25 protein-coding genes are annotated in these 26,710 nt (G+C 41.0%); 11 read left to right on the top strand and 14 right to left on the bottom strand.

What is annotated here, in order from left to right:
- Together AACZ11_RS05325 and AACZ11_RS05320 are read right to left on the bottom strand one after the other, a co-directional pair.
- The coding region (locus AACZ11_RS05325; RefSeq protein ID WP_290626636.1) for a YegP family protein at positions 1-260 on the bottom strand (260 nt) is incomplete at its 3' end.
- A gap of 205 nt (positions 261-465) precedes the next feature.
- The gene (locus AACZ11_RS05320; protein ID WP_290626634.1) at positions 466-789 is read right to left on the bottom strand and encodes a YbaB/EbfC family nucleoid-associated protein; all 324 of its coding nucleotides are present in this window, start codon (positions 787-789) and stop codon (positions 466-468) included.
- 64 nt (positions 790-853) lie between these two features.
- Here AACZ11_RS05320 and AACZ11_RS05315 point away from each other — a divergent pair, with 64 nt between their 5' ends.
- The 3 genes from AACZ11_RS05315 to AACZ11_RS05305 all read left to right on the top strand — a co-directional run bounded on the left by AACZ11_RS05315 (position 854) and on the right by AACZ11_RS05305 (position 5,492).
- Positions 854-2,989: a S9 family peptidase gene (locus AACZ11_RS05315; protein ID WP_290626632.1), complete on the top strand. Its 2,136-nt coding sequence runs from the start codon at positions 854-856 to the stop codon at positions 2,987-2,989.
- A 77-nt stretch (positions 2,990-3,066) separates the two neighbouring features.
- Complete coding sequence (locus tag AACZ11_RS05310; protein WP_290626630.1) at positions 3,067-4,104, top strand: cysteine synthase family protein; 1,038 nt, start codon at positions 3,067-3,069, stop codon at positions 4,102-4,104.
- Positions 4,105-4,232: 128 nt separating this feature from the next.
- Positions 4,233-5,492 (top strand): aminotransferase class I/II-fold pyridoxal phosphate-dependent enzyme, encoded by a 1,260-nt coding sequence (locus AACZ11_RS05305; RefSeq protein WP_290626628.1) that lies wholly within the window; start codon positions 4,233-4,235, stop codon positions 5,490-5,492.
- A gap of 100 nt (positions 5,493-5,592) precedes the next feature.
- Here the strand turns inward: AACZ11_RS05305 and AACZ11_RS05300 are convergent, their stop codons facing one another.
- The gene (locus AACZ11_RS05300) at positions 5,593-6,711 is read right to left on the bottom strand and encodes a GTP cyclohydrolase (RefSeq protein ID WP_290626626.1); all 1,119 of its coding nucleotides are present in this window, start codon (positions 6,709-6,711) and stop codon (positions 5,593-5,595) included.
- 12 nt (positions 6,712-6,723) lie between these two features.
- Positions 6,724-7,758: a transporter gene (locus AACZ11_RS05295; protein WP_290626624.1), complete on the bottom strand. Its 1,035-nt coding sequence runs from the start codon at positions 7,756-7,758 to the stop codon at positions 6,724-6,726.
- Between the two features lie 108 nt (positions 7,759-7,866).
- Between AACZ11_RS05295 and AACZ11_RS05290 the strand changes: the two genes are divergently transcribed.
- Genes AACZ11_RS05290 through AACZ11_RS05280 form a run of 3 tightly spaced genes read left to right on the top strand, consistent with a single transcriptional unit; the run spans position 7,867 to position 11,894 of the window.
- Positions 7,867-8,130 (top strand): DUF4834 family protein, encoded by a 264-nt coding sequence (locus AACZ11_RS05290; protein ID WP_290626622.1) that lies wholly within the window; start codon positions 7,867-7,869, stop codon positions 8,128-8,130.
- 30 nt (positions 8,131-8,160) lie between these two features.
- Positions 8,161-10,608, top strand: coding sequence for a YfhO family protein (locus AACZ11_RS05285; protein ID WP_290626620.1), 2,448 nt, complete (start codon positions 8,161-8,163; stop codon positions 10,606-10,608).
- Complete coding sequence (locus AACZ11_RS05280) at positions 10,605-11,894, top strand: glycosyltransferase family 4 protein (protein ID WP_290626618.1); 1,290 nt, start codon at positions 10,605-10,607, stop codon at positions 11,892-11,894. Before AACZ11_RS05285 ends, AACZ11_RS05280 begins: the two co-directional genes overlap by 4 nt.
- 63 nt (positions 11,895-11,957) lie before the next feature.
- Here the strand turns inward: AACZ11_RS05280 and AACZ11_RS05275 are convergent, their stop codons facing one another.
- The 3 genes from AACZ11_RS05275 to uvrA all read right to left on the bottom strand — a co-directional run bounded on the left by AACZ11_RS05275 (position 11,958) and on the right by uvrA (position 17,049).
- Positions 11,958-13,307 (bottom strand): hypothetical protein, encoded by a 1,350-nt coding sequence (locus tag AACZ11_RS05275; RefSeq protein WP_339831702.1) that lies wholly within the window; start codon positions 13,305-13,307, stop codon positions 11,958-11,960.
- A 209-nt stretch (positions 13,308-13,516) separates the two neighbouring features.
- The gene (locus AACZ11_RS05270) at positions 13,517-14,131 is read right to left on the bottom strand and encodes a hypothetical protein (RefSeq protein WP_290626612.1); all 615 of its coding nucleotides are present in this window, start codon (positions 14,129-14,131) and stop codon (positions 13,517-13,519) included.
- Between the two features lie 140 nt (positions 14,132-14,271).
- Positions 14,272-17,049 carry an excinuclease ABC subunit UvrA gene (gene uvrA, locus AACZ11_RS05265; protein ID WP_290626610.1) on the bottom strand — a complete coding sequence of 926 codons (2,778 nt, stop codon included), beginning with the start codon at positions 17,047-17,049 and terminating at the stop codon, positions 14,272-14,274.
- A 268-nt stretch (positions 17,050-17,317) separates the two neighbouring features.
- On the opposite strand from uvrA, the gene AACZ11_RS05260 reads away from it, so the two are divergent.
- On the top strand, positions 17,318-17,902 hold the full coding sequence (locus AACZ11_RS05260; protein WP_034258491.1) for a sigma-70 family RNA polymerase sigma factor: 585 nt from the start codon (positions 17,318-17,320) through the stop codon (positions 17,900-17,902).
- Positions 17,903-17,960: 58 nt separating this feature from the next.
- Complete coding sequence (locus tag AACZ11_RS05255; protein WP_173402305.1) at positions 17,961-18,113, top strand: hypothetical protein; 153 nt, start codon at positions 17,961-17,963, stop codon at positions 18,111-18,113.
- A 39-nt stretch (positions 18,114-18,152) separates the two neighbouring features.
- Here AACZ11_RS05255 and nth read toward each other — a convergent pair whose 3' ends face one another.
- Positions 18,153-18,821, bottom strand: a complete 669-nt coding sequence (gene nth, locus AACZ11_RS05250; RefSeq protein ID WP_290626606.1) for an endonuclease III — start codon at positions 18,819-18,821, stop codon at positions 18,153-18,155.
- Between the two features lie 29 nt (positions 18,822-18,850).
- Between nth and bcp the strand changes: the two genes are divergently transcribed.
- Positions 18,851-19,306 (top strand): thioredoxin-dependent thiol peroxidase, encoded by a 456-nt coding sequence (bcp, locus tag AACZ11_RS05245; RefSeq protein WP_339831698.1) that lies wholly within the window; start codon positions 18,851-18,853, stop codon positions 19,304-19,306.
- Here the strand turns inward: bcp and AACZ11_RS05240 are convergent.
- A complete protein-coding gene (locus tag AACZ11_RS05240; RefSeq protein WP_339831696.1) occupies positions 19,296-20,753 on the bottom strand; it encodes a TonB-dependent receptor in 1,458 nt (485 codons plus the stop codon). The two genes, bcp and AACZ11_RS05240, sit on opposite strands and share 11 nt — an antisense overlap.
- An 83-nt stretch (positions 20,754-20,836) precedes the next feature.
- Here AACZ11_RS05240 and AACZ11_RS05235 point away from each other — a divergent pair, with 83 nt between their 5' ends.
- Together AACZ11_RS05235 and AACZ11_RS05230 are read left to right on the top strand one after the other, a co-directional pair.
- Positions 20,837-21,613 carry an MBL fold metallo-hydrolase gene (locus AACZ11_RS05235; protein ID WP_339831693.1) on the top strand — a complete coding sequence of 259 codons (777 nt, stop codon included), beginning with the start codon at positions 20,837-20,839 and terminating at the stop codon, positions 21,611-21,613.
- Positions 21,614-21,615: 2 nt separating this feature from the next.
- Positions 21,616-22,113, top strand: coding sequence for a hydrolase (locus AACZ11_RS05230; protein WP_339831691.1), 498 nt, complete (start codon positions 21,616-21,618; stop codon positions 22,111-22,113).
- On the opposite strand, the gene AACZ11_RS05225 is transcribed toward AACZ11_RS05230, so the two are convergent.
- The 5 genes from AACZ11_RS05225 to AACZ11_RS05205 all read right to left on the bottom strand — a co-directional run bounded on the left by AACZ11_RS05225 (position 22,110) and on the right by AACZ11_RS05205 (position 26,698).
- Positions 22,110-22,766, bottom strand: coding sequence for an alpha/beta fold hydrolase (locus AACZ11_RS05225; protein WP_339831688.1), 657 nt, complete (start codon positions 22,764-22,766; stop codon positions 22,110-22,112). The genes AACZ11_RS05230 and AACZ11_RS05225 overlap by 4 nt on opposite strands.
- A gap of 65 nt (positions 22,767-22,831) precedes the next feature.
- Positions 22,832-23,161, bottom strand: coding sequence for a hypothetical protein (locus AACZ11_RS05220; RefSeq protein WP_339831686.1), 330 nt, complete (start codon positions 23,159-23,161; stop codon positions 22,832-22,834).
- A gap of 48 nt (positions 23,162-23,209) precedes the next feature.
- Positions 23,210-23,518, bottom strand: a complete 309-nt coding sequence (locus AACZ11_RS05215; RefSeq protein ID WP_339831684.1) for a hypothetical protein — start codon at positions 23,516-23,518, stop codon at positions 23,210-23,212.
- 4 nt (positions 23,519-23,522) lie between these two features.
- The gene (locus AACZ11_RS05210) at positions 23,523-24,779 is read right to left on the bottom strand and encodes a dihydroorotase (protein ID WP_339831682.1); all 1,257 of its coding nucleotides are present in this window, start codon (positions 24,777-24,779) and stop codon (positions 23,523-23,525) included.
- Positions 24,776-26,698: a BatA domain-containing protein gene (locus AACZ11_RS05205; protein ID WP_339831680.1), complete on the bottom strand. Its 1,923-nt coding sequence runs from the start codon at positions 26,696-26,698 to the stop codon at positions 24,776-24,778. Before AACZ11_RS05205 ends, AACZ11_RS05210 begins: the two co-directional genes overlap by 4 nt.
- Positions 26,699-26,710: the final 12 nt, after the last annotated feature.

Genomic DNA, 26,710 nt, shown 5'->3' with positions numbered 1-26,710 from the left:
TTAGCACCCGATTCACCGGCATACATTTGGCTACTTCCAATAATTTGCCCGTTGCCCGATTTTATATTAAAGTGGACTTTTCCGTTCTTGGCAGTTTTCATTTCAAAGCACTTCTCATCGCCGCAATTCTTTTTTACAGATTCGATACCGTTCATGGCAGATGCTTTTGAAGCGTACATTTGGCTTGATAGGATTACTTGACCGTTTCCTGCTTTTAGTACAAAGTGAAATTTGTCACCGCTTTTCTTTAGTTCAAACATGTTTATTGTTTTTGATATTAGACTTGAAAATGTTCTTCAATATCGCAAAAAAAATCAAGTTTTGAAATGAAAAAGTAGAGGATTTTCACCGAAGTGACTGCCAATCACTATAGTGCCCAAAAAATTACCAATTTTATCCCTAAGGTAAATAAGTGAGTCATTGAGAACAAAAAGTGAATAAATGGCCGGCAAGGGACGTTCCTCACTACTTGAACATGTCCATCCCGGGGATATTTGGCATTCCTTCTTTGGCAACCGCTGCAATCTCGGCTTCATGGATGCGGGTTGCTTTGTCAATGGCCTTATTGAGGGTTAGTATCAAATAATCTTCAAGCTGATCTTTGTCTTCCAGCAGGCTATCAGCTAATTCAATATGTTTCAATGTACGGTTTGCGGTGATTGTAATTTTTAACAATCCGTCTGAACTTTGTTCGTTTACCAACACATGATCCAATCTTTTTTTGGTCGCTTCTACTTTTTCTTGGGTCTCTTTGAGTTTTCCCATCATACCCATTAAATCTCCAAACATAATTTTATCATTTTAATTCACGCAAATTTACTACTTTGCATTTCTAATATTCAATATTTCCTTTATGAAATATCTCATCGTTATGTGCGCAGTAACCCTTACTTTTGCCGCTTCATGCAGCAATAAAGAATCTTCAGAAAAGAATATGGATCATACGCCACCAACTGCCGAAAAAATTGCCAAGAACCTTGAAAAACACGGAGACGTGAGAATTGATAACTATTATTGGCTCAACCAGAAGGATGATGCCGAAGTGATCGATTACTTGGAGCGTGAGAACGATTATTACGAAAAAATGACTTCGCACACCAAGAAGCTCAAAGAAGACCTCTTCGAGGAAATGAAGAGCAGGATCAAGGAAGATGATGCTTCGGTGCCTTATTACTACAATGGATACTACTACATAACAAAATTTGAAACCGGTAAAGATTATCCTGTTTACACAAGAAAGAAGGGTTCTTTGGATGCCGAAGAAGAAGTGATGTTCAATGTGAATGAAATGGCAAAGGGACACTCGTTTTACGATCTAAGAGGTATCAATGTAAGTCCGGATAACAAGTGGGTTGCTTTTGGCGTGGATACCTTAAGCCGAAGAAAATATACCTTACATATAAAGAATCTCGAAACGGGAGAGATCATGCCACAATCGATACCGCTTACAACCAGTGGTTCTACTTGGGCAAATGATAACAAGACACTTTTCTATACCCGGAAGGATGAGCAAACACTGCGCTCTAATCAAATTTTCAGGCATGTGCGCGGTACTGACCCTACAAACGACGCATTGATTTATACTGAAGAAGATGAGACCTTTAACACCTATGTTTATAAGACCAAATCTGATAAATACCTCGTCATTGGAAGCTACAGTACATTGACCTCCGAATTCAGGACGTTGGATGCGAACACACCAAATGGGACCTTTAAGGTATTTCAGCCAAGGGAACGCGGCCTCGAATATAATATTTCGCACTTTGGAGATCATTTCTATGTATTGACAAACAAAGATGCTTCCACCAATTTTCGTCTTATGAAGACTCCGGAAAACAAAACCGCAAAAGAAAATTGGGTCGATGTGATACCGCATCGTAGCGACGTGCTTTTAGAGGACATAGACATATTTAAAGACTTTTTAGTGGTTAGTGAACGAAGCAACGGACTGAATAAGATCCGGATCATGAGCTGGAACAACCAAGAAGACTACTATCTGCCATTCGATAATGAGACGTATACTGCCTATACCACACAAAACCCTGAGTTCGATACTAAAGTGCTTCGCTATGGGTATAATTCCTTAACAACTCCGGCCTCTGTGATTGATTTTAACATGGAGACCCAAGAAAAGACCATAAGAAAGGAAGTTGAAGTACTAGGAGGTAAGTTTGATAAGAACAATTATGAGTCTAAGCGTGTTTGGGCCACTGCCACCGATGGCACCAAAGTGCCCATTTCTATGGTGTACCGCAAAGGCATACAGAAAGACGGAAATAATCCACTATTGCTGTATGGCTACGGATCCTATGGTGCTACCATTGACCCCTATTTTTCATCTTCCCGCTTAAGTCTTCTTGATAGAGGCTTTATATTCGCCATTGCCCATGTACGTGGAGGGGAGTATCTGGGACGTCAGTGGTATGAGGATGGAAAGTTGCTAAAAAAGAAAAATACGTTCACTGATTTTATCGATGCCTCAAAATTTTTAATTTCAGAAGGCTATACGTCAAAAGAGCATTTGTATGCATCCGGAGGTTCTGCCGGGGGGCTATTAATGGGCGCAATAGTGAATATGGCACCCGACATCTATAATGGAATCATTGCATCCGTGCCTTTTGTAGATGTAGTTACGACCATGTTGGATGACAGTATCCCTTTAACTACGGGAGAATACGATGAGTGGGGCAACCCGAATGAGTTAGAATATTATAACTATATGAAGTCATATTCACCCTACGATAATGTTACTAAACAGGTCTATCCCAATATATTGGTAACTACGGGATATCATGACTCTCAGGTACAGTACTGGGAGCCTGCAAAATGGGTGGCAAAGCTCAGGGAATACAATACCGGAGATAGCAAAATCTATTTCCATACTAACATGGACGCTGGTCATAGCGGGGCTTCAGGCCGATTTGAAGCCCTCAAAGAAGTAGCTATGGATTATGCGTTTTTACTCGATTTAGAGGATATAAAAGAGTAATTAAAAATTTTAATGTACCTTTGTACGGTTTTTAAACTTAGGAAGGATTGCCTAAGTTTTGTAAAAAAACTCCCTATATGAAAGAAGCAATTCAAGCCCATAGTAATGTGTTAGAACTTATAGGTAACACACCTCTTATAAAGCTCAACAAAATTACTTCGAAAATGAAAGGCAACTACTTCGCGAAAGTGGAAGCTTTTAATCCGGGACACTCTACAAAAGATCGTATTGCACTTTACATCATCGAACAAGCCGAAAAGAAAGGCATTCTAAAACCGGGTGATACCATAATAGAAACGACCAGTGGAAATACCGGTTTCAGTATTGCGATGGTGAGTATCATAAAAGGATATGACTGCATTCTTGCGGTAAGTTCGAAATCATCCAAGGATAAGATCGATATGTTAAAGACCATGGGGGCTAAAGTATATGTATGCCCGGCCCACGTGAGTGCCGATGATTCAAGATCTTACTATGAAGTGGCAAAACGCCTTCATAATGAGATCAAAGGTTCAGTGTATATCAATCAGTATTTCAATGAATTAAACATAGACGCTCATTATTACACCACAGGTCCGGAGATCTGGAATCAAACCAGCGGGAAGATCACACACCTCGTAGCTTGTAGTGGAACCGGAGGAACGATCTCTGGTACAGCCCGTTATTTAAAGGAACAGAATCCAGATATCAAGGTGATAGGCATCGATGCGTTTGGTTCTGTTTTACAAAAGTATCACGAAACCCGTGAGTTCGACGCCAACGAGATCTATCCCTATAGAATTGAGGGCTTAGGTAAGAATTTGATCCCTACAGCAACCGATTTTGATACTATAGACTCGTTTATAAAAGTTACAGATGAAACAAGTGCACATACAGCCCGAGAACTCGCTAAGAGTGAAGGCTTGTTTGTAGGTTATACTAGCGGTGCAGCCATGCAGGGTCTTAAGCAATTGGATGAAGAAGGTATTTTTACTGAGGAAAGCAATATTGTAGTTATATTTCCGGACCACGGATCCCGCTACATGAGTAAGATCTACAGTGATGATTGGATGAGCCAGCAAGGCTTCTTCGATGCAAAAACCGAAACACAGGTAAATATAGAATACATAAAATAATAAAAATATACCCTATAAAAGCCGTTGCGAAAGTAGCGGCTTTTTTTTATGGATGCTTCTGAAAAATAAATGTGTTATAATACTAAATTTAAGTATTTTTGCCCCATACAAAGAAACAAGCTGTATAGATGAAAGATTTATTCGATAAGATTTATAAGGATAAAGGTCCTCTTGGAAAATGGGCAGAACAAGCCGAAGGATATTTCGTGTTCCCAAAACTGGAAGGACCTATTTCCAACCGAATGCGTTTTAAAGGAAAAGAGGTGATCACATGGAGTATCAATGATTACCTTGGGCTGGCCAACCATCCTGAAGTTCGTAAGGTAGATGCTGAAGCCGGTGCAAAGTACGGTTCTGCATATCCTATGGGTGCCAGAATGATGAGTGGTCATACCGATCTTCATGAACAATTACAAAGAGAGTTAGCAGCTTTCGTCAAAAAAGAAGCGGCATACCTGCTAAACTTTGGGTACCAAGGGATGGTCTCTACCATTGATGCTTTGGTATCGAAGGACGATGTGATCGTATACGATGTAGATGCCCATGCGTGTATCATAGATGGTGTTCGTTTGCACTTAGGCCAACGCTTTACCTATAAGCACAACGATATGGAAAGTATCGAAAAGAACTTGAAGCGGGCAGAAAAAGTAGCCGAAAAGACCGGTGGCGGTATCCTTTTAATTTCTGAAGGTGTCTTCGGAATGCGTGGCGAACAAGGTAAATTGAAAGAGATCGTTGCTTTAAAGAAAAAATACAACTTCCGCTTGTTCGTGGACGATGCGCATGGTTTTGGAACCCTTGGAAAAACTGGAGCCGGAGCAGGAGAGGAGCAAGGCGTGCAAGAAGATATTGATGTGTACTTTGCCACCTTTGCAAAATCCATGGCCAGCACGGGAGCATTTATCGCTGCCGATGAAGAGATCATTAATTACCTAAAATATAACTTGCGTTCTCAAATGTTCGCTAAATCGTTGCAAATGCAACTCGTAGAAGGTGCTTTGAAACGTTTAGATATGTTACGCACCATGCCGGAGTTGAAAAACAAACTGTGGGATAATGTAAATGCATTGCAAAACGGACTTAAAAAGCGTGGTTTCGATATTGGTACTACCCAAAGTTGTGTGACACCGGTATATTTAAAGGGAAGTATCCCGGAAGCCATGGCCCTGGTAAAAGACCTGCGTGAGAACCATGGTATTTTCTGTTCTATTGTTGTGTATCCCGTGATCCCAAAAGGTTTGATACTGTTGCGTATGATACCAACGGCATCGCATACCATGGAAGATATCAATGAAACCCTTGAAGCATTCTCTGCGATCAGAGAGCGACTTGAGAATGGTACATACAAACGCTTATCGGCAGCCGTTGCTGCTGCGATGGGAGAGTAAAAAATTTTGTACATATATAAAATAAAAAAACCTTTCACATTTGGAAGGTTTTTTTGCTTGTATTTTAAAATAAAGATAGTTATCAATAGAATTACACCATTTATAATGCCTTTCTAAAAGTACTACGCTCTTTGTGCTGCATCGGATTATAATCTTTCCAAAGCAACTGTACTGCCGTATTTTCAATAAGTTCGGGATTGGTTTCAACGGTTTGTATTCCCTTGGCGTTGAATAAATGTTGCATTTCTTCAAAAATAATCGCGGTCACTCCTTTTCCTTGATATTCCGGGTCGATTCCAATAAGATAAAAGGCAGCTTTGTCATTCTTTTTTTGGGCCTGTAAAATATGGTACCAGCCCAACGGCATCAATTTTCCATTTGCTTTTTTTAATGCTTCGGAAAAAGAGGGCATTACAATAGAAAATGCAATTAACTTCCCTTGTTTATCCTTAATGCAGGTAATATAATCTGGGTGGATAAAGCTGAAGTATTTTTCCTTGTAATAGTCGATTTGATATTGCTGAATCGGTACAAAGGTCTGCAGTGTATTGTAGGTTTTATTCAGTAGACCGAACATGGCATCTACATAAGGAAGGATCTCTTTCTTGTTTCTGAAGCGTATAACGCTCAGCCCGTAACGCTCGCGAACAATCTTACTGAATTTTTGTACTTTTTCATAAATGGTGTCGGGGATCTTCATAGTATATTCTACCCAAGTAGCTTGCTTTTCAAACCCTAAGGCCTCCATGTGTTTTGCGTAGTATGGAAAGTGATACCAAGTAATCATGGTATTTAATTCTTCGAAGCCCTTTGTAAGGATTCCCGCTTTTTCCATATTGGAGAAACCCACGGGTCCTTCGGTATATTCAAGTTTGTTCTTTCGACCGATCTCATATACTTTTTCCATCAATGCTTTGGTGACCTCCAGGTCATCGACCATATCCAACCATCCAAACCGTATTTTCTTCTTTCCAATTTCCTCAATCTCTAGTCTGTTGATAATCACGGCAACCCGTCCTGCAGTCTTTCCGTCTTTTTTTGCCAAATAATAGGTAGCTTCAGCATTTTTAAAAACGGGGTTTATTTCAGTGTCGAGCGTATTCATCTCGTCTTTTATTAAGGGAGGGACCCAATACTTGCAATTGGCATAGAGCTGAAAAGGAAAAGTAACAAACTCTTTTAGCTGCTTTTTATTGGTTACTTGTATAACTTCTATCATATAATCAATGTGCTAGATTCCACCATCGCCGCCATCACCATCATCCTCCACGGCGTCCATTCGTTTATTCTTCTTCTTTTCTTTCTTGTTCTTTGCTTTACGCTCTTTGCGACTCGCTCTGCCTGCTTTGCCTTTTTCTTCAATATATTCGTCTGAGTCATGCATATCGAATCGATACGCCATTCCAATGCGTCCGTAGGTTCGAGAAGGTGTATCTTTAAAATTAAGTATAACAGATCCATCCACATGAAAATTCTCATTGATGAGAACAGCTACCCCTCCTCGAAAAAGCTGATCGGCGTAGAAATCACTTTTAATACCCTGATTTTCCACAAAAACAGAGAACCAATCGGTAGGGGTGTGTGTAAGGGTGAGGATATAGGAATACACCGGTTCTTCGGTGGTTACCCTATCGACTATAATGTTGGTTACGAAAACAAAACCACCTATCCAGTTGTTTTGTGTGGCCAAGACGAACTTAGGACTTATGGTAAGTTCATCCATAGACGTAGAAAACGGATTGGTGAGTTTATCAACCGCATTCTCGGTAAAATCGATATTTGCCCCGGCATAGACGGAAACGGCAGGAATAAGGTCTTTCCATTGAAACCGGTTATTGGCTTTCCAACTGTACAGATTGGGGCCTTCCAATTCCATTTTCCGGTAGGGGTCGTAGACTAAATACTTTGCGCCTACGGTATTGCTTCGGAAATTACTCACTTTAAAATCCGGCCGCCCTGCTAGGGTAGGATACGAATACGTGTTCGATTGAAATTCACCCATCAAACTTACTTCTAGTTCCTCTTTTAAGAAGCCATACCGCACACTGTAGTCCAAAGCAAATGCATTCGTCTCCGTTTCTAACAAGCGGTGCTCCTCTTTTCCTAAACTGAAACCGCTCTCGAACTGAAGCACGTTCTTTCCTACCGAAAAAGCACCTTGTGAAGCACCCGGCCGACTGGAATTAAGTTCTTCTGTATATTGACCCGAAACATGAATAAATGGAAAAAGAAGAAGGAGGAGTATTGTAAGGTTTTGGGTTCGCATATACGGTTCGGTTTAGTTCAAAGATATAAGATTTTATCATTTATTTAATAGTAGATTTTCTTCTTTTTCTGTGTCAATCCGTACTTTTGAAAAAGATTTGAATTCCTTATGATAACTTTCATAAAAACGATTTTAATAATCCTTCTGGTATATTTTGGATTAAAGTTTTTAATTAGACTGTTAACTCCTTACATTATGCGATATATCGCAAAAAAAGCAGGACAGCAGTTTGAAAAAGCATTTGGGAATAATCCGTTCGACGCTCCAAAACAGAAAAAAGAAGGAAGTATTACCATCGATAAAATGCCATCCTCGCGCAATAAATCCAAGTCTCCCGTTGGGGAGTACGTAGATTACGAAGAAATTGATTAATTTTCAACCTTCATAATTTATTCGTAGGCTATGCAGCGATTTTTCAAGAATTTTCTTCCTCATATTGTTATCCTCTTCCTATTTATTATCGCTTCACTGGCCTATTTCAGTCCGGTATTACAAGGAAAGAAAATCTTCCAGAGTGACATTGTCCAGTATACGGGCATGGCAAAACAACAAAATGACTATCGGGAGACTACCGGAAAAGAAACTTATTGGACCAATGCAGCATTTGGAGGTATGCCAACCTACCAGTTAGGGGCGAAGTATCCGCATAATTATATAAAGAAATTGGACTTGACGCTTCGCTTCTTGCCGCGCCCTGCCGATTATCTCTTTCTGTACTTTATAGGGATGTATATTCTTTTCTTGATACTGAAAATAGATTACAAACTGGCATTTCTGGGAGCTTTGGCTTTTGGGTTCTCAACCTACCTTATTATTATTCTGGGTGTGGGACATAACGCAAAAGCGCATGCCATTGCCTATATGCCTTTAGTGTTGAGCGGTATTATTCTTACGTTTCGCGGAAAATATGTTTGGGGTTTTATTCTTACAACCATCGCATTGGCTTTGGAATTGGTTGCCAATCACTTTCAAATGACGTACTACCTATTACTGTTGGTATTGATCATAGGAGTAGTATATTTAGTGGACGCTTTCAGAAAAAAAATGCTCCCGCATTATTTCAAGTCGGTAGCGATCATGGCTTTGGGAGCCTTTATCGCCGTGGGTCTTAATGCGACCAACATCATGGCCACTAAGGAATATGCAGATACCTCCACACGTGGTAAAAGTGACTTGACACTACAGCCGGACGGTTCCCCTAAAGTAGCATCCTCCGGACTTGATTACGACTATATAACCGAATATAGTTATGGACGACTAGAAAGTTTTAATCTTTTCATTCCGGGATTTATGGGAGGAGGTTCAGGAGATGCCTTACCCGAAGATTCCCAAACCAGAGAACATCTTTTACGTATGGGAGCTTCCCCTCAGGATGTCAATCAGATACTGAATCAAGTACCGGTCTACTGGGGAAATCAGCCTATAGTGGCCGGTCCTGCATATATAGGTGCGGTAGTGATCTTTCTTGCCCTTTTAGCCTTGTTCTTGGTGAAGGGCCGCTTAAAATGGTGGATTACAGCTGCGTTTCTACTAAGCTTATTCTTATCATGGGGGGACAACTTTCCTTTTTTGACCAATTTGTTTATTGATTATATACCCTTATACAATAAGTTTAGGGCTGTCTCTTCCATACAGGTGATCATCGAATTAGTGCTTCCTATTTTGGCGATCGTTGGCTTGCATCAATTCTTCTCGTCTTTTGAACGTGAGGAAACAAAAAAGAAGGCATTACTCTATGCAACGGGAATTGCAGGGGGGATCGCATTGCTCTTTTTAGTATTTAAATCTACACTTTTCGATTTTACGAGTCCGTATGACAAGTTCTTCATCGAAGAGCTGGGAATGCCTTTTATAGAAGCCGTGCGGGAGGACCGCATGTCCATTATGACTTTGGATACGTTGCGTTCACTTATTTTCGTATTGCTTACATCGACGGTGTTATGGCTTTTCATGAAATCGAAATTGAAATCTATGACCACTGTGGCAATCCTTACGGTCTTAGTGCTTATTGACTTGGTAGGGGTGGGCCGGCGCTATGTGAATGCAGAAAATTTTGTGGCAGCCCGTTTGGTCGATGAACCCTTTCAGAAAAACGGAGCCGATCTTCAAATATTGGAAGACGATGGCTACTACAGGGTCTTTGATGCCACTACCAATCCTTTCAATAGCGGTCGTGCCAGTTATTATCACAATGCCTTGGGGGGATATCATGCGGCAAAGCCGGGGCGGATGCAGGATATCGATACCTATTATCTTTCAAAAGGGGATATTGGCATATTGAACATGATGAATGTACGTTATATCATTACACAGGGAAGAAATGGTGGAGCCGTGGCGCAACGCAATCCGTATGCGAACGGAAGTGCTTGGTTCGTAGAAAATGTAATGATCGCCGAAAATGCCGATCAGGAGATACGCTTATTGGACAGTTTAAACACAAAAGAAACTGCGATCATCCATAAAGATTTTGCTTCAGAGTTACCGCTTGAGGATATTCAGCGGGATTCTACGGCAACCATTGAACTCGTAAGTCACCAACCGGACCATCTGGTCTATGAAACATCATCCAGTACAGCACAATTAGCACTTTTTTCTGAAGTATATTATCCTAAGGGATGGAACGTGTATATCAACAACAAACCTGCTACCTATATTCGAGCAAATTATGTGTTGAGAGCCATGACGGTACCCGAAGGCAATCACAAGATCGAATTCAAGTTCGAGCCCAAAGTAATCCAAACCGGTAGTATGATCAGTCTTGGAAGTAGCTTGCTATTGGTGCTCATTATTTTAGGCGCCCTCTTTTATAGATTCCGTAAGCAAACGACTGATAAACCTAACGATTCTTGACTAAACGAGTCCTCATTATAGCGTATTATTGGCCGCCGGCAGGAGGTCCGGGGGTACAACGATGGTTAAAATTTGTAAAGTATCTACCTCAGTTTAATGTTGAGCCCATTGTGTATGTGCCGGAAAATCCAAGTTACCCAATCATCGATCATAACCTGGAAAATGAAGTACCTCAAGACATCACGATCTTAAAGAATTCTATTAAAGAACCGTATCGATTTGCACAATGGTTCTCTAAAGGCAAAACAAAGAAAATGAGCAGCGGAATTATACCCGCCAGGAACCCGGGAATTTTAGAGCGTTTTTTGCTATATGTTCGTGGAAACTTTTTCATTCCGGATGCACGCGTAGGTTGGGTAGCACCCTCCGTTCGGTTTTTGAGTGCGTACCTGCACAAGAATCCGGTCGATCTAATTATCACCACAGGCCCACCTCACAGTTTGCATTTGATCGGTATGGAGTTGCAAAAAAGAATTGCAACACCTTGGTTGGCAGATTTTAGAGACCCTTGGACAACGATCCATTATCATAAATCCTTACAGCTCACCAAAAGATCCGCACGCAAACACAAACAATTAGAAGCAAAGGTTTTGCAGTGCGCCGATCACATTCTCGTTACAAGCCCAACGACCAAGAAAGAATTTGAAATGATCACGGAAACACCGATTTCGGTGATAACGAATGGGTATGAGATCTCTAACAACCTAACGCGCACACCGGACGCCGCATTTTCGATAGCACATGTTGGATCGTTGTTAAGTGAACGAAATCCGAAATTATTATGGCGAGTCCTTTCTGAAATTGCTTCGGAAGAAAAAGAATTTAAAAAAGATCTTGTATTAAAATTTGCCGGAGTTGTTAGCGATGCGGTGATGGCGAGTATTGAAGCTTTCGGACTCACAGAAAATATAGAAAATCTAGGCTATGTCGCTCATTCGGAAGCATTGCAGCTTCAGCATAATGCACAGGTATTGCTGTTAATTGAGAGCGATCGACCTGAAACCCGGGCAATCATTCCGGGAAAACTTTTTGAGTATTTAGCTTCCAAACGACCTATCATTGCTATGGGTCCCGAAGGCAGTGATGTAAATACGATCCTTTCAGAAACAAAAAGGGGACGTTATTTTACCTATCACAATGAGGAACGGTTAAAGACGTACCTGCAAGAATTATATAATACCTATAAAAATGGGGAGCTGGTAGCATTCTCTCAAGCAGTGGATCAATACAGTAGACCTGCTTTGACCGAGCGATTGGCTACTTTAATAAAAGAAATAACGCAGTAAAAGGCGAAACCCCCAGTTGGCAAATGCCGCCTGAGGGTTTCTAACTAACCAACCAAAAAAATCTTACTGTCCTCTGCCTCTTCTCGAGGTATTTCTGGAACCTGAACTCTTTCGAGCTCCGGTTGAGGATCTAGACACTTGTTTTCTAGTATTTGTTTGTTTCCGAACATTCGATTGTTTTTTGGAAACAGAATTACTTCTTGTGTTCACCGAACGCTTTCGAGAGTCTGAACGTTTTACCGCCGAACTGCTCTTTGAGATACGACCTGTGGACGACACCTTAGAACGTGATTTGTTAACAGCGTTTCGGTTGTTCACCTGAGGTCGACCTTTTGAAACCGAATTCTCTCGCTTTGAATCGCCTCTGGAGACCGTGTTTCGGGAATTACCCATTGTATTCTCTCTTTTAGCTATACCGCGCGAACTGTTGTTATTCACCCGACTTGCGGAAGGGTTATTTTTACTTCTATTGTTAGAGATACGATCCTCCTTTTTAGCAATACCTCTCGTATTGGTATTTCGGGTACTGTTGATTCTATTTCGATCGTTCTTTGTAGCAATTCCTCTGCTGCTATTAGCTCGATCGTTCCTGCCGTATCGACTGTCCTTAGCTGCTATTCCTCTTGAGCTGTTATTGTTTCTGGAGGTAAAATTTTCTCGTCTTGGGTTATTCTGCGCCATAGAATTTCTTCTGTTGGCATCATAATCACGACGTTTTGCTACACGACCATCTTTGTAATGTACACGACTTCCGGGTCTGTGAAAATCTCTTCTTCCGTTGTGGTATGCCACTCTATGTCTATTGTTATAGTACTGTCTGTGGTGATGCCAACTGTATCGGTGTGGGTTGTAATACCTTCTGTATGGGTAATCATACACGATACAAGAAGAATAGAACGGTCTGGCATAATACACATGCCAAGGACGATAAATATATCTGGGAGTCCATAGGTTTATATAACCTGTGCAGTGTGAAAAATAGCCATAAGGATTATAATATACATGCAGTCCTCCAACGCGTACAATACGTCTGTCGTTATAACGAATTTCGGTGGAACCTGCCTGTACGATGCGTCCGAATTCATCATAATAAATTGGGATATCTTCAATTTGGATCACTGCGCCATAATCATCGTATTGGATGTATGCTTCATAGTCATAGCCCGAGTTGAAGTTAATATTCACATTTTGGGTGTTGATATTCACATTTACGTTTCCGCCACGATCGCGACCTAGGTATACAAAGTCAAACTGACCATCAGGAAATACTGAAAACTCAACGCCTCCTTCTACAAAGATATAGGCAGAGCCATCGTAGGAATAATTTGCAGGAGCACTCTCTGGTGCCGATTCCGCTTTGCTGGTAATGCCTATCATCAAGAAGGCGATTACTAATGCTGCTGTCTTTTTCATACTGTTAAGATTAAGGTTGTACTTGCTTTAATTTTTTTGGTCAGCTTGTACATTATCTAATTAAACAACGACCGTGCCAAAAATGTAAGGCGTTGATTTATAAGGGGAGTATTGGTCGAATAGAATATCATGTGGTTCAAAAACGAAATCCGCCGAGTCCTTTTACAGATCCGACGGATTTCTAACTAACCAACCAAAAAAACTATAAACTAATTTTTCTTTCTTTTTCGTTCACGATCATTCCAATCTTCATAGCCATCTTCACAATCATAACCGTTGTTATTATAATTATACCAACCATCGTGCCACAATTTTTTATTATATCGGTTCACGTATCCTTTAAGGTCACGAATTCTTCCGAAGCGGTCATAGATAAGCGTCATATTTCCCGCTTGTACCAACCGACCTCGATGATATATAAGATCAATACTTCCAATCGATCTCACCTTTCCGTTTCGCTGATAGTAAATGTAGGTATCTCCTATGCTTCGTACACGATCAAAGCGGTCTGTAGTAATAGCGTTTCTAAAATTATAACGACCTGTTCGATGATACACTTCGCCGGGAGCATTATTGTAGTAGACCACTTGATGCCCTCGTCGTGGTCGCATCGACACCGGAGATTCGCCTGTAAATTCATAATAAAAAGCTCCATCGGTGGTAACCGTAAAAAGAACACCATTTTCTACAAAACGAATTTCCTGCGCATTGTAATAGCGATGTTTCTTACCCTTTTGAACCTCATATCGATGGTTCTTTTGTGCAAAGATCTGCGTAGTGCTTCCCATTAGGAATACAGCTACAAAAAAGACTGCTTTTCTCATACTACTTTGTATTTGGGTTATGTCACACATAAGCGGTGTGACGTACGCTATTTCCTTAGAGAGAACCAATAGCCATGCCAAAAACGTAAGTATTTGATTACAAGGGGTTAACGGGAATGTAGTGGGAAGACAAGGGTTGTTTAAATCTTGTCCTTTAAGTAATCGGCAGTATATGAAGTCGTGATTTTTACAATTTCTTCGGGCGTCCCTTGGGCTACAACTTCACCGCCTTGTTCGCCTCCATCCGGCCCCAGGTCTATGATATGGTCGGCACATTTAATAAGATCCAAATTGTGCTCTACTACAATCACAGTATGACCCTTATCCAGTAGCGCATAGAAAGACGCCAATAGTTTTTTAATATCGTGAAAGTGCAACCCTGTGGTCGGTTCATCGAAAATAAACAAGGTCTTATCGCTCGAGGTTCCCTTGACAAGAAAGGAAGCCAGTTTGATACGTTGTGCTTCACCACCTGATAAGGTAGAAGAGCTTTGTCCCAGTTGTACATAGCCCAGTCCTACGTCCTGTAAAGGCTGTAATTTGGAAACGATCTTTTTCTGTTTGTGCTCTTTGAAGAAAGCGATCGCTTCATCTACCGTCATCGTGAGCAGATGGTGAATATTCTTTTTAGCGAACATCACTTCCAAGATCTCTTTCTTAAAACGTTTGCCGTTACAGGTGTCGCATTCCAAGTGTACATCGGCCATGAACTGCATCTCTATGGTTACTTCACCTTCGCCTTTACAAGTTTCGCAACGGCCGCCGTCCACGTTAAAACTGAAATGTTTTGCTTTATACCCGCGAATATCTGAAAGTTTCTGAGACGCATACAGATTTCGGATATCATCGTAAGCCTTAATATAGGTCACCGGATTGGAACGGCTGGATCGTCCAATTGGGTTTTGGTCGATAAATTCAACGCTCTTAATACTGCTGAAGCTTCCTTCCAGTCCTGAAAACTGTCCCGGTTTCTCACCATAACCTCCTATATGACGTAAGAGGGCAGGGTAGAGGATCTTTTTTACCAGGGTACTCTTTCCGCTTCCCGAAACTCCTGTCACTGCTGTAAAAACACCGAGGGGAAATGTGACATCGATGTTCTTTAAATTGTTATGTCGAGCTCCCTTTATTTCAATGGCATTTTTCCAAGAGCGTCTTTTAACGGGGACCTCAATTTCCAAGGACCCGTTAAGATATTTTGCAGTTAAGGAATTTGAAGCAAGTATTTCTTTAAAGGTACCTGTGGCAACCACTTCACCACCAAAGGTTCCGGCTTCCGGCCCGATATCAATGATCTCATCGGCTGCTTTCATGATATCTTCATCATGTTCCACAACGATCACGGTATTTCCCAGATCACGAAGTGCTTTGAGAACGCCGATAAGACGTTCGGTATCTTTTGGGTGCAGACCAATACTAGGTTCGTCTAATATATACATAGAGCCAACCAAGCTACTACCCAACGAAGTGGCTAAATTAATTCGTTGGGATTCCCCTCCGGAAAGCGTGTTCGATTTTCGGTTTAGGGTTAGGTAGCTTAAGCCTACGTCCATTAAGAACGAAAGACGGTTGTTGATCTCTAATAAAAGGCGTTTGGCAATTTTTTGGTCGTATTCGTTTAATGTGAGTGATTTGAAGAAATCGGCGACCTTATGAAGTGGTAATTCTACCAATTCTTGTATCGCTTTGCCTTGAATCTTTACGTAGCCGGCTTCAGGGCGCAATCTTTTACCTTTACAGGTGCTGCACTTTGTCTTTCCGCGGTAGCGAGAGAGCATTACTCTATTTTGGATCTTATAGCTTTTCGATTCCAGAAAACTGAAAAAACTATGTAGCCCTTCAAAATACTTGTTGCCTTCCCAAACCAATTGTCGTTGCGCTTCGGTAAGTTCAAACCATGGCTTATGAATGGGAAAGTCGAATTTATATGCATTGTTCACTAATTGATCGCGATACCAGCCCATACTATCACCGCGCCAAGGGAAAATGGCATTCTCATAGATGGACAGCGCCGTGTTTGGGACCACCAAATCTTCGTCGATCCCTATCACATCACCGTATCCTTCACATGTAGGACAGGCCCCATACGGATTATTAAAACTGAATAAATGCACATTGGGCTCTGTAAATACAATTCCGTCCGCTTCAAATCGGTTATTGAACTCTTGGAGTTTGCCGTTTGAAAGATTCTCAATATACAATGCTCCTTTTCCTTCAAAAAAAGCAATTTGTACGGCGTCCGCCAAACGATGATAAAAATCTTCGTCTTCTTTGGTTATCACGCGATCTATTACCAGCAGTACTTTTTCTTTGGAGGCATCACCTTGCCATTCATCCATACGCACTACGGTTTCACCTACTTTAATTCGCGCATATCCTTGTTGTGCCAGTGTTTGTATCTTATTTTCGAGTGTGCGGCCTTCCTCTAAATAAATAGGAGCGAGGAGAAGGAGTTTTTCATTTTCCGGAAATTTTTTGATGAATGCAATGACATCACTTACCGTATCTTTTTTCACTTCTTTGCCTGAAACGGGAGAATACGTCCTTCCAATTCGGGTATAAAGCAATTTCAAGTAATCGTAAATTTCGGTGGATGTGCCTACGGTCGACCTGGGATTGGTGGAATTCACCTTTTGCTCGATAGCGATCGCAGGAGCGATTCCTTTGATGGAATCTACTTTAGGTTTGTTGAGCCGACCCAGAAACTGTCTGGCATAAGAAGAAAGACTTTCTACATACCGCCGTTGCCCTTCAGCGTACAACGTATCAAAGGCCAAGCTAGACTTTCCGCTGCCGGAAAGCCCGGTTATCACAACCAATTTATTGCGCGGAATAACAACAGAGATGTCCTTGAGATTGTGCAATTTTGCTCCTTGAATAAGGATATTCTTTTTGGTATCTATCGTTTCAGTAGTCAAGCTAATTCCTGATTTTTTTTGGTCCTTTTAGTGGATGGGAGTGCAAAGATACTATATACATGTATGGAATGCACGTTAACATATATTATATTTTTTTTAAGAAAAAACTCACTTTTTTTTGCAATTGTGATTTCTTTGTTGTTATATTTACCCCTCATAACGTCATTCTCTAAAATTATTGCCTATAGCATATTATTACTTTCAATAAAAAAACATAACAGCTGAGCAACCAATAGTATAGTTGTTTATTTTTTAAAAAAGTATTAGTATGAAGCAAAGTCCCACAACCGATGCCTTCCTTGTAAGCGCATATATGAATGGCAATGAATCTGCTCTTTGTGAACTTATTACCCGTCACAAACAAAGAATCTACAGTTTTATCTATTCCAAAGTATTTGATCGCGATGTCGCGGAGGATATTTTTCAAGACACTTTTATAAAGGTCATCAAGACTTTAAAGCGAGGCGCTTACAACGAGGAAGGAAAGTTTCTCCCTTGGGTCATGCGTATTGCACACAATTTGGTAATCGATCATTTCAGAAAGAACAATCGTATGCCCAAATTCGAGAATAAGGACGACTTCAATATTTTTTCGGTACTTTCAGACGGGGCCCTGAACATAGAGAAGCAGATCATAAAAGGGCAGGTGGAGAGTGATGTGCGACGCCTAATTGAAGAGTTACCAGACGATCAAAAACAAGTCTTGGTCATGCGTATTTACAAGGATATGAGCTTTAAGGAAATTAGTGAGCAAACCGGGGTTAGTATCAATACTGCCTTAGGAAGAATGCGCTACGCACTTATTAATTTACGTAAGGTCATTGAAAAACATAATATTATATTGACGAACTAATACAATAAAGCATTTTTTGCGGCGTTATTAGGTAACATTAACCTCAAAATTACGTTCTATGCAAAAAATGTACTCTGAAACTTCACGTACGGAGCGCGTGAATAAAGAACTAGCTCCAAAAGAAGAGACCATTCGATTTCTTCTGGATTATTCGAAGGCTTTAAGTGTTATAGATTATAATAAATTGAAGTTTGAAGCACTTCTAAACTAAACTTTGGAAAACCCCCGAAACTGTGTTTCGGGGGTTTTTTTATGTCCTTTTTTGGGCTATTTTCTTTTCGTATGCTAAAAGTACCGACTTTCGACCTATCTTTTTTGTAATACTATCTTTTTCCAAGTCCCAGCCGCGGGCGGGAGAATATTGCCTTCCGTACCAGATAATCTGTAGGTGTAATTTGTTCCACAGATCTTTCGGAAACAATCTTTTCGCATCTTTTTCTGTTTGGACTACATTCTTTCCGGTAGAGAAGCCCCAACGGTACATGAGCCGATGGATATGTGTGTCAACCGGAAATGCAGGTATATTAAACGCTTGGGACATCACAACACTGGCTGTTTTATGACCTACAGCAGGCAGTGCTTCCAAAGCTTCAAAATTAGCGGGAACTTTTCCGTCGTATTCCTTAATAAGTATTTCTGAAAGTCCGTGGATCCCTTTAGATTTCATCGGGGAGAGGCCTACCGGTTTAATGATATCTCGTATCTCTTCTACTGAAAGTTTCACCATATCGTACGGATTGTCTGCCACTTCAAATAGAAGCGGTGTGATCTGGTTGACCCGAACATCGGTACTTTGAGCCGAAAGTAACACAGCGATCAATAGCGTATACGGATCCTTATGGTCTAACGGAATGGGAATTTCAGGATATATATCATTTAACGTTTCAATAACGAAATCTACCTTTTCTTGCTTGGTCATTTTACCTACTTTTATACAAAAATAGCGAAATGAATACATTACAAGCAGGCGATACAGTGCCAAATTTCTCCGCAGTAGATCAAGACGGAAATACTATCAAACTATCCGATTATAAAGGTAAGAAGCTCGTCGTTTTCTTTTATCCGGCAGCCAATACTCCTACCTGTACGGTGGAGGCATGCAATTTAAGTGATCATTACAAGGATTTACAAAAAGCGGGATACGAGATATTAGGCGTAAGTAAAGACACCCAGCGCAAACAAAAGAACTTTAAAGAAAAATACAATTTTCCTTATCCGCTTCTCGCAGATACCGAAAAAGAAGTTATTAATGCTTTCGGTGTTTGGGGACCAAAAAAGTTTATGGGACGCACCTTTGACGGGATTCACCGTATTACGTTTATACTAGACGAAAAAGGAGTGGTGTCACGCGTTATAGACAAAGTGAAAAGCAAGGAACACGCTGCACAAATACTCAATTCGTAGCTTCTTTTGCAGGTAACGCGGCACAACTAAAGAGGCATTTCTCCTTAATAATTTCTGAAACACCCTTCGGAAGCATTTCTTCCCAGCCGTCTTCTCCGTTTTCGATCATGGAGAGTACCTCTCTTGAGAAGATATCAAGGATATCCGGATTGAAATCGGTGATATCCACTACTTTTCCATTGTATTTGAAGAATTTGTACAGTTCCTTCATTCGGGGATGCACTTTCAGGTTCTCACTATTGGTGTATTCGCCGGTTTCAGGATCGCGCATTGGGTACAAATATACCTTTAGATCCTTAAAGAATAGTTTTCCGAAGGCCTCCAGGATACCGCCACTTAAATGTCGGTAATACTTTTCATCAAAAATGTCGACAAGATTATTGACACCCATGGCCAAACCAACTCTCATTTTGGTATAGCGGCTAAAATATTCAACGAGCTTGTAGTATTCTTGAAAATTTGAGATCATTACCGTATGGCCTAACGAACACAAGAGCTTGGCACGATCCATAAAGTCTTCTTCATCGATCTCACCTTCGGCTCGAAGGTTGGACAGCGTGATCTCAAAAATGACCTCAGTACGTTCTTTTTCGACCTTGTTTTCCTTTAAGAACATCTCACACGATTTCTCGTACATGTCTATGTTCACTTTAGTTACCGGCCTAAAACTTCCGCGAAGCGCTAGAATGTTCTTTTTGTATAGGATTCGGGCCGGCAGGATATTGTTTCCGTCGGGACCAAACATGATCGCATCGGTCATTCCGTTCTTAATAAGCTGTAAACTCATAAGTCGGTTGTCCACCTTTTCAAATTTAGGACCGGAGAAATTTATCGTATCGATCTCGATCTTATCCTTGTCTATGTGATCGTACAGATAGCGGAGGAGCTTTTTTGGCGTGTCATACTTGTAATAGGCGCCATAAATTAAATTTACGCCTAAGATCCCAAGTGTGATTTGTTGCAGCATCGCATCGTTCTCATGGAATCGAATGTGCAATGTGATCTCATTATAATCTTCCTTTGGGTCTACTTGATATCGTATACCTACCCAGCCGTGGCCCTTATATTTCTTAGCAAAATCGATGGTTGCCACCGTATTAGCATAGGCGAAGAAAAGTTTATTCGGATGTTTCTCCCTTATAATGCGTTCCTCAATGAGGTTCATTTCATGGGAAAGCATTTTCTTTAATCGCGATTCGGTAACGTACCGGCCATCTTCTTCTATGCCGTAGATCGCATCACTGAAATCCTTATCGTATGCAGACATCGTCTTTGCGATAGTTCCTGAGGCGCCACCTGCCCTAAAGAAATTGCGTACGGTCTCCTGCCCGGCACCAATCTCTGCAAAAGTTCCATAGATATTCTCGTTGAGATTTATACGGAGGGCCTTACTTCTAATGGAGGGAATATTCTCAAATTCCTTATCACCTAAAATATGTTCGGGCATAGCAATTTCCTATTAAGACATCGTTCCTACAAAGGTAACAAATACCATAGGTAAACAAAAAAAATACTGTTATTTTTGTGCTAATGAAACAGCCCTTAACGATTACATTTTTAGGCACCGGAACCTCTCAAGGAATCCCCGTTATTGGCAGTGATCATCCGGTGTGTAAAAGTACCGATCCAAAAGACCAAAGACTACGCGTTTCGGTCCTCTTACAGTGGGGGGACTACACCTACGTGATCGACATCGGCCCCGATTTTAGACAACAAATGCTGCGAGAAGGCATTTCGCATTTGGATGGTGTTCTTTTAACCCACGAGCACAGCGATCATACTGCCGGAATTGATGATATTAGACCGTTTTATTTTAGGCAAGGAGATATTCCGTTCTACGCACATCCAAGAGTGTTTCAACAGCTCCATGAACGCTTTGCATACATTTTTGAAATAGAAAATAAATATCCGGGAGCACCGACCATCACTGAAATTGCCGTAGATAAAGATACCCCCTTCGAGCTGTACGGAAAGCGTGTGATACCCGTAGAGGCCTTTCATCATACATTATCTGTTTTAGGGTTTAAAATTGATGGTTTTACCTATCTTACCGATGTAAAGACGATGGCTGCTTCAGAAATAGATAAAATTAGGAATACCGAAGTTCTCGTGATCAATGCTCTTAGGGAGCAGGCACACCCGTCGCATTTTAATCTTTCAGAAGCCTTAGAATTCATTGAAGAAGTACAGCCTAAAAAAGCATATCTAACACATATAAGTCATCTGCTGGGCTTTCACGAAGAAGTTTCAAAACAATTACCACCCAATGTGTTTCTAGCCTTTGACACCCTTAAAATCACTTTATAGTTATGAGAAAAAGCATTTTTATGTACTTGTTCTTCTTTGCGATCCTGTTCATCATTTTTCAATACATGAACGAAAAGACCATTTTTGAGGCTCAGGAAAAGAAGATCACGGCACTTACCGAGAAGGTTGCAGCGAACGATGCTGTTATCGATTCTCTCAATCAAAGGGTCGTAGATCTGGATTATTTTACGCTACAAGGCAACGAAAATGCCATGGTATACCTAGAATCTTCAGGCTATGAAGCCGCTGCGGTAGAAGCCTTGGTTAGTGATGTGATCTACGAGAACAACTTTGTTACAGAAGGAAATCCGTTGGTGCCTTTTGAGGGTATGACCGGCCCCATGCGCGTTAATAAGGTTCGTTTCTTGAACCATCGATGGGTTTTGGCTGATTTCACTGACGGAACGTATTGGGGTGAAATGATCCTAGAATATACACTCAATACCCAACAGCAGTTGGAATTTAACACGTTGGCGTCTTTACTGTATCCCAAATCTTAATGTTTTAAAAGCCATTCCTTCAGCTCATAGAAATTCTGAGGTGCCACCCCATGTCCTACCGGAAACTCGGAATACTCACATGGAATTTGAAGCGCCTTTAGAAAAGGTTGGGTCTTTCGGGCCCACTCAACCGGTATCACTTGGTCCACACTTCCATGGGATGTATAGACACTTAGCGAGGAGAAATCATTTTCGCTATAGTCCTCTTTTAGAATATCTTCATTTATATAGCCGCTTAGACCAATTACATTCTTCACCTTTTCGGGGTAGCTCAAGGCCACGGCAAAGCTCAAGATGGTACCTTGACTAAAACCTAGCAATGTAATTTCGTTTGGATTTGCATTGTAGACCTCTACCACCGCATCGATACAATTTGAAATAAGGTCTCTTGACGCAATGGCTTGTTCGGTGTCGCTAAACTTTCCGTCTGAATTGTCGAAATAGATATTGTACCAAGCGTTTCCGTACGGCTGCATGGGTATAGGCGCCTTGAGTGAAATAATATGATGTGTGTCCGGCAATTCGGATGCAAAGGAAAAAAGATCGTTTTCATCGCTTCCGAAGCCGTGCAACAAAATGACGGCCGGTGCCATGTCACTACTTTCTTTTGGGCCTCTATAATTGTGTTGTAAGGGTAGTTCTTTCTTTGTCATGATTCAAAAATAAAAAGATGCCACTAGCTAGGTGACATCTTCCGCATTAAAATTTTTATAAAATTTTATCCAATTCCTTTAAACCAGTCTTGAAATTGTTCACCTAAGAGGGGTACTAATTTCTTTTCCCCTTGAATGGCACCTATAAAACCAAGGATCCAGAATACCAAGATCGCCAATTGCAGGATCCAACCCAGAATAGGAATTCCTACCACCGAAATGATAATGCTTAATACCACAGCTACCACCATAATACCTAATGCCTGCCTAATGTGAAAGGCTCCAAAGTCGGTTTTCTTATCGTTGTGCATCACAAGTGCGATGATCCATCCAATAATTGTAATGTACGCCAAAATGGCTACAGTTTTTCCGTTGTCTGCTGATGTGTTTGTCATACGTTTAATTCGATTCGTTAATAGTTAGATTCCTTAAAGATAGAACAACTAATCTAAAAACGTAAACCACGACTGAAATTTCTCGCTTAACCAAGGAATCCCTATCTTTCTGTTAGTCAGCGCCATGATAAAGCAAAATAACCATAGCGCGACACTCAGCCAATACACATATACCCCAATGGGATAGTTTTGTAAGGCTACAGCCACAAACAACAGAATGACCAATCCAAACATATTTTTTATATGCCAGGTAGCGAATTCATGTTTTTCATCTCGATTCATGGAAATCGCAATGAGCATACCTATAAACGTGATATATGCGATAATTGCTTTGTTCTTACCGGGAGGAGTGCTCATCTATTTAACTGTTGAGTACTAATTTTCTATTGTTGTAGATTCCGTAGGCTTTGCCCTTAAGTTCCTTCCCTAAGAATGCTGAATTCTTTGAGGTGGAAACAATATCTTTTTCTGAAAAGGTCCAAGAAATGTCGGGATCGAACAAGGTAAGTGTGGCGACAGCGCCTTCAGTAATGGTGTTGACCGGAACTTTAAAAACTAATTTCAATCGGGTGAGCGCTTCGATAGCAGTTTCGGTATCTACAATACTTCGCAATGCCCCAAAACAACTCTCCAAGCCAATGCTTCCAAACTTGGCGTGGTCGAACTCTGTTTTTTTATGCTCTATATCGATAGGATCATGATCGCTGGTCACACCGTCGATCACACCCTCTTTTAATCCCTTCTGTAAGGCTTTTACATCGGCCAATGTCCGCAGCGGGGGCATGAGCTTGTAACGGGTGTCGAAGCTCTCCAGCAGGTCATCGGTTAGACAAAGATTGGCAATGGCTACACTGCAACTTACTTGTAAACCATTCTTTTTAGCTTCTTTTATGAGACGAACCGACTTTTGGGTAGAAATAGTAGGAATGTGAAGTTTGCCGCCTGTATATTCCAAAAGATACAGGTCTCGTGAGATCTGCAATTCCTCAGCGAGCGCCGGTATACCCTTGAGACCGAGTTTGGTGCTGTTCACTTCCTCGTTCACCATCCCGTTTCGCGCCACGGACGGATCGAAAGGGAATGATTGTACAAGCGCATCGAAATTTTGAGAATATTGCAGGGCAATCTTTATCAGATTCGCATTTTCAATAGACTTCTTGTAATCGTAGAAGGATACTGCTCCTTCATTACTCATGTCGTATAATTCTGCCAGATCCACTCCTTTGCTTCCTAATGTTAACGCTCCGATGGGATACAGGGATACAGGTTGTCCTTCTGCTTTGGAGCGCAGGAACTTTATGTTCGATTTACTATCGGTTACCGGGTAGGTATTGGCATTGACGGCGACTTGTGTGAATCCACTATGGGCAGCGGTCTTTAGACCTTGCGTCAAGGTTTCTCGTTCTTCAAAACCGGGTTCCCCAAAAGAGACGCCGGGATCGAACCATCCCTGGGAAATATGTAAGTTAGGGAGTTCAATTTCTTTGACCTTCTTCGTAATGCTTATAGAAGTACTTATTTTAGAGATCTTGCCGTTCTCGATGAGTACATCCCTCTTTTTTAAATGATGTTTACTGGTAGGGTCAACAATTACGGCCGATTTTAGTAGTACGTTCATTTATAGAATTTTAAGATAAGCATTTCCATGACGAGAAATAATAAGGCAAAAATAACAAACCATTTCCAAAAACTGTTAATAGAATTTGCTTGACGTATGGTTTCGAATAGTGATTCAACCGATTTATGAACTTCGACACCTTGCCAATCCTTCGGATTAGCATACTGTAAGGCACTTTCATCTCTATCGTAATTGAAACTGAGATATTGAATAAATTGTGAACCCTTTTCAATTTGATACGTTCCTGCCAATGAAGGTTCGTCTTGCGTTGTGATATCTACTTTATTTGCTTTGGTTTGCTGAAGGGGAATGAACTGAAGGCTACTATCCCTTATTTTTACGATCTCATTTTGAAGCAATGTTACCGGCACCGAAAATTGATTCAGCTTGCCGACTTCATAGTACAACTTTGGCAACGGTAAACTTCGTTGGGCCATATTGTATAGTGTAGGGACGATTAGCGGTGAATTTTGAAAATTTGAATTTTCAGAATTAATTGCCGTCGTAAAAAGATAACTTCCGGTTTGTTCTATTAAAAATGGTTTGCCGTCTTCAAAAGATAGGGCCGAGGTAGCATTGGAAGTGAGTGGGTAGTATGCATTTACCTTAGGGTATTGAAAATTTACGACCCGCTTTTCAAAAACATTTTCATAGAGCGGATGATCAAAAGCTATTTGTGTGATCTTCCGTTCTTGATTTACACCTGCCGAAAAACTTCCCAAATTAAAAAGACCTAATGCAGCGTTGTAGGAACTTAGATCGGCTGTTGTAGAGGGTATAATCAAAAGACTACCTCCATTCGTAACAAACGAGCGCAGGGCAGTAACAAGGGAAGAAGGCAAATTGCCTACTTCGTTCAGGATGATAAAATGTTGGTCCGGTATCGTATTGTAGTTCACCGCATCATGTGCCTGTTGCGTATATTCAAATTCAGGTTGATCGAACAAGCGTTGCAAGAAGTTGGCATTGGCTTCATTTATACTTAGCACCTTGATCCTTTCAGGAGCATTACTACTAAAAAACAGGGTGTTATCGTACACTATATTTGGGTCGTTTAAGGTTACATATCCCACAATTGCACCCGTATTCTCTACATCGAATGTAATGGTTTCTGACGTTTTTTCAGAAAGATCTACTGCAGATTTCGCAATGAGATTGGTCGATTTGTAAAGTGAGACAGAAACAGGCTGTGCGCGGGTTTCCGAAGCAGAAACGACCACCTTTAATTGTATCGTATTCACCGACTTTGAAGCGATGTAGGCGGTGTCAATGCCTATGTGATTTGTAGAGACAGGTCGAAGCGGTACGGCGTCGATACTTATGCCTTTTGGGATCTCGGGAAATTCTTCTTGTCGCTGAAAATCGGAAATGTAAATAAGCTGTTGTGTTGCATCAGGTTCGTTTGAGAATAATTGCTGCGCTTTTAGAAGAACTTCAGCAGGAGTGAGTTGTTTTTCGGTATAGCCCACACTTAATAATTCATTCTTAAAATCTTGTACAGAGGCATTTCTTCGGGCCAGATCATTCGTGAACCAGCTAATTTGTTCACTTCCTACGCTCTGTTGGAATACATCTTGCAAGGCGCGTTGTAATAATGGACCTTGCGGTCCCTTCGCCTGCATACTGAATGAATTATCTACATAAACAACCGTCTCCTTTTTTGTATTGAGGGCAGATCGTGATGCTGTAAACGGCTGGGCAAAAGCAATGATGATACAGGCCAATGCCAACAATCGCATGAGTAGCGTTATCCACTTTTTGAGCTGTGAACTTTTTCGGGTTTGGATGGTGACCTTTTGAAGAAAAGCCACGTTGGTAAAATCTATTCGCTGAAATCTTCGAAGCTGAAAAAGATGAATAATAATTGGAATGAGCAGTAAAAAAAGGGCATAAAGTATTTCGGGGTGTTTAAACTGCATTCTAAGAACAAT

The sequence above is a fragment of the uncultured Altibacter sp. genome, assembly GCF_963972995.1.
In the GTDB taxonomy this organism is placed as follows: Bacteria; Bacteroidota; Bacteroidia; order Flavobacteriales; family Flavobacteriaceae; genus Altibacter.
Note: the sequence above shows the minus strand (reverse complement) of the source record. Positions and strands in the feature narration are given on the sequence as shown.

What these genes read in the sequence shown, in the direction of transcription:
- AACZ11_RS05300 (WP_290626626.1), bottom strand. Translation starts at nt 6,711, where the DNA reads ATGATAGAAGTTATACAAGTAACCAATAAAAAGCAGCTAAAAGAGTTT.
- AACZ11_RS05240 (WP_339831696.1), bottom strand. Translation starts at nt 20,753, where the DNA reads ATGCCCGAACATATTTTAGGTGATAAGGAATTTGAGAATATTCCCTCC.
- AACZ11_RS05260 (WP_034258491.1), top strand. Translation starts at nt 17,318, where the DNA reads ATGAAGCAAAGTCCCACAACCGATGCCTTCCTTGTAAGCGCATATATG.
- AACZ11_RS05255 (WP_173402305.1), top strand. Translation starts at nt 17,961, where the DNA reads ATGCAAAAAATGTACTCTGAAACTTCACGTACGGAGCGCGTGAATAAA.
- AACZ11_RS05270 (WP_290626612.1), bottom strand. Translation starts at nt 14,131, where the DNA reads ATGAGAAAAGCAGTCTTTTTTGTAGCTGTATTCCTAATGGGAAGCACT.
- AACZ11_RS05275 (WP_339831702.1), bottom strand. Translation starts at nt 13,307, where the DNA reads ATGAAAAAGACAGCAGCATTAGTAATCGCCTTCTTGATGATAGGCATT.
- AACZ11_RS05205 (WP_339831680.1), bottom strand. Translation starts at nt 26,698, where the DNA reads ATGCAGTTTAAACACCCCGAAATACTTTATGCCCTTTTTTTACTGCTC.
- bcp (WP_339831698.1), top strand. Translation starts at nt 18,851, where the DNA reads ATGAATACATTACAAGCAGGCGATACAGTGCCAAATTTCTCCGCAGTA.
- AACZ11_RS05225 (WP_339831688.1), bottom strand. Translation starts at nt 22,766, where the DNA reads ATGACAAAGAAAGAACTACCCTTACAACACAATTATAGAGGCCCAAAA.
- AACZ11_RS05215 (WP_339831684.1), bottom strand. Translation starts at nt 23,518, where the DNA reads ATGAGCACTCCTCCCGGTAAGAACAAAGCAATTATCGCATATATCACG.
- AACZ11_RS05320 (WP_290626634.1), bottom strand. Translation starts at nt 789, where the DNA reads ATGTTTGGAGATTTAATGGGTATGATGGGAAAACTCAAAGAGACCCAA.
- AACZ11_RS05210 (WP_339831682.1), bottom strand. Translation starts at nt 24,779, where the DNA reads ATGAACGTACTACTAAAATCGGCCGTAATTGTTGACCCTACCAGTAAA.
- AACZ11_RS05220 (WP_339831686.1), bottom strand. Translation starts at nt 23,161, where the DNA reads ATGACAAACACATCAGCAGACAACGGAAAAACTGTAGCCATTTTGGCG.
- AACZ11_RS05235 (WP_339831693.1), top strand. Translation starts at nt 20,837, where the DNA reads ATGAAACAGCCCTTAACGATTACATTTTTAGGCACCGGAACCTCTCAA.
- AACZ11_RS05290 (WP_290626622.1), top strand. Translation starts at nt 7,867, where the DNA reads ATGATAACTTTCATAAAAACGATTTTAATAATCCTTCTGGTATATTTT.
- AACZ11_RS05310 (WP_290626630.1), top strand. Translation starts at nt 3,067, where the DNA reads ATGAAAGAAGCAATTCAAGCCCATAGTAATGTGTTAGAACTTATAGGT.
- AACZ11_RS05295 (WP_290626624.1), bottom strand. Translation starts at nt 7,758, where the DNA reads ATGCGAACCCAAAACCTTACAATACTCCTCCTTCTTCTTTTTCCATTT.
- AACZ11_RS05285 (WP_290626620.1), top strand. Translation starts at nt 8,161, where the DNA reads ATGCAGCGATTTTTCAAGAATTTTCTTCCTCATATTGTTATCCTCTTC.
- AACZ11_RS05305 (WP_290626628.1), top strand. Translation starts at nt 4,233, where the DNA reads ATGAAAGATTTATTCGATAAGATTTATAAGGATAAAGGTCCTCTTGGA.
- nth (WP_290626606.1), bottom strand. Translation starts at nt 18,821, where the DNA reads ATGACCAAGCAAGAAAAGGTAGATTTCGTTATTGAAACGTTAAATGAT.
- AACZ11_RS05315 (WP_290626632.1), top strand. Translation starts at nt 854, where the DNA reads ATGAAATATCTCATCGTTATGTGCGCAGTAACCCTTACTTTTGCCGCT.
- AACZ11_RS05230 (WP_339831691.1), top strand. Translation starts at nt 21,616, where the DNA reads ATGAGAAAAAGCATTTTTATGTACTTGTTCTTCTTTGCGATCCTGTTC.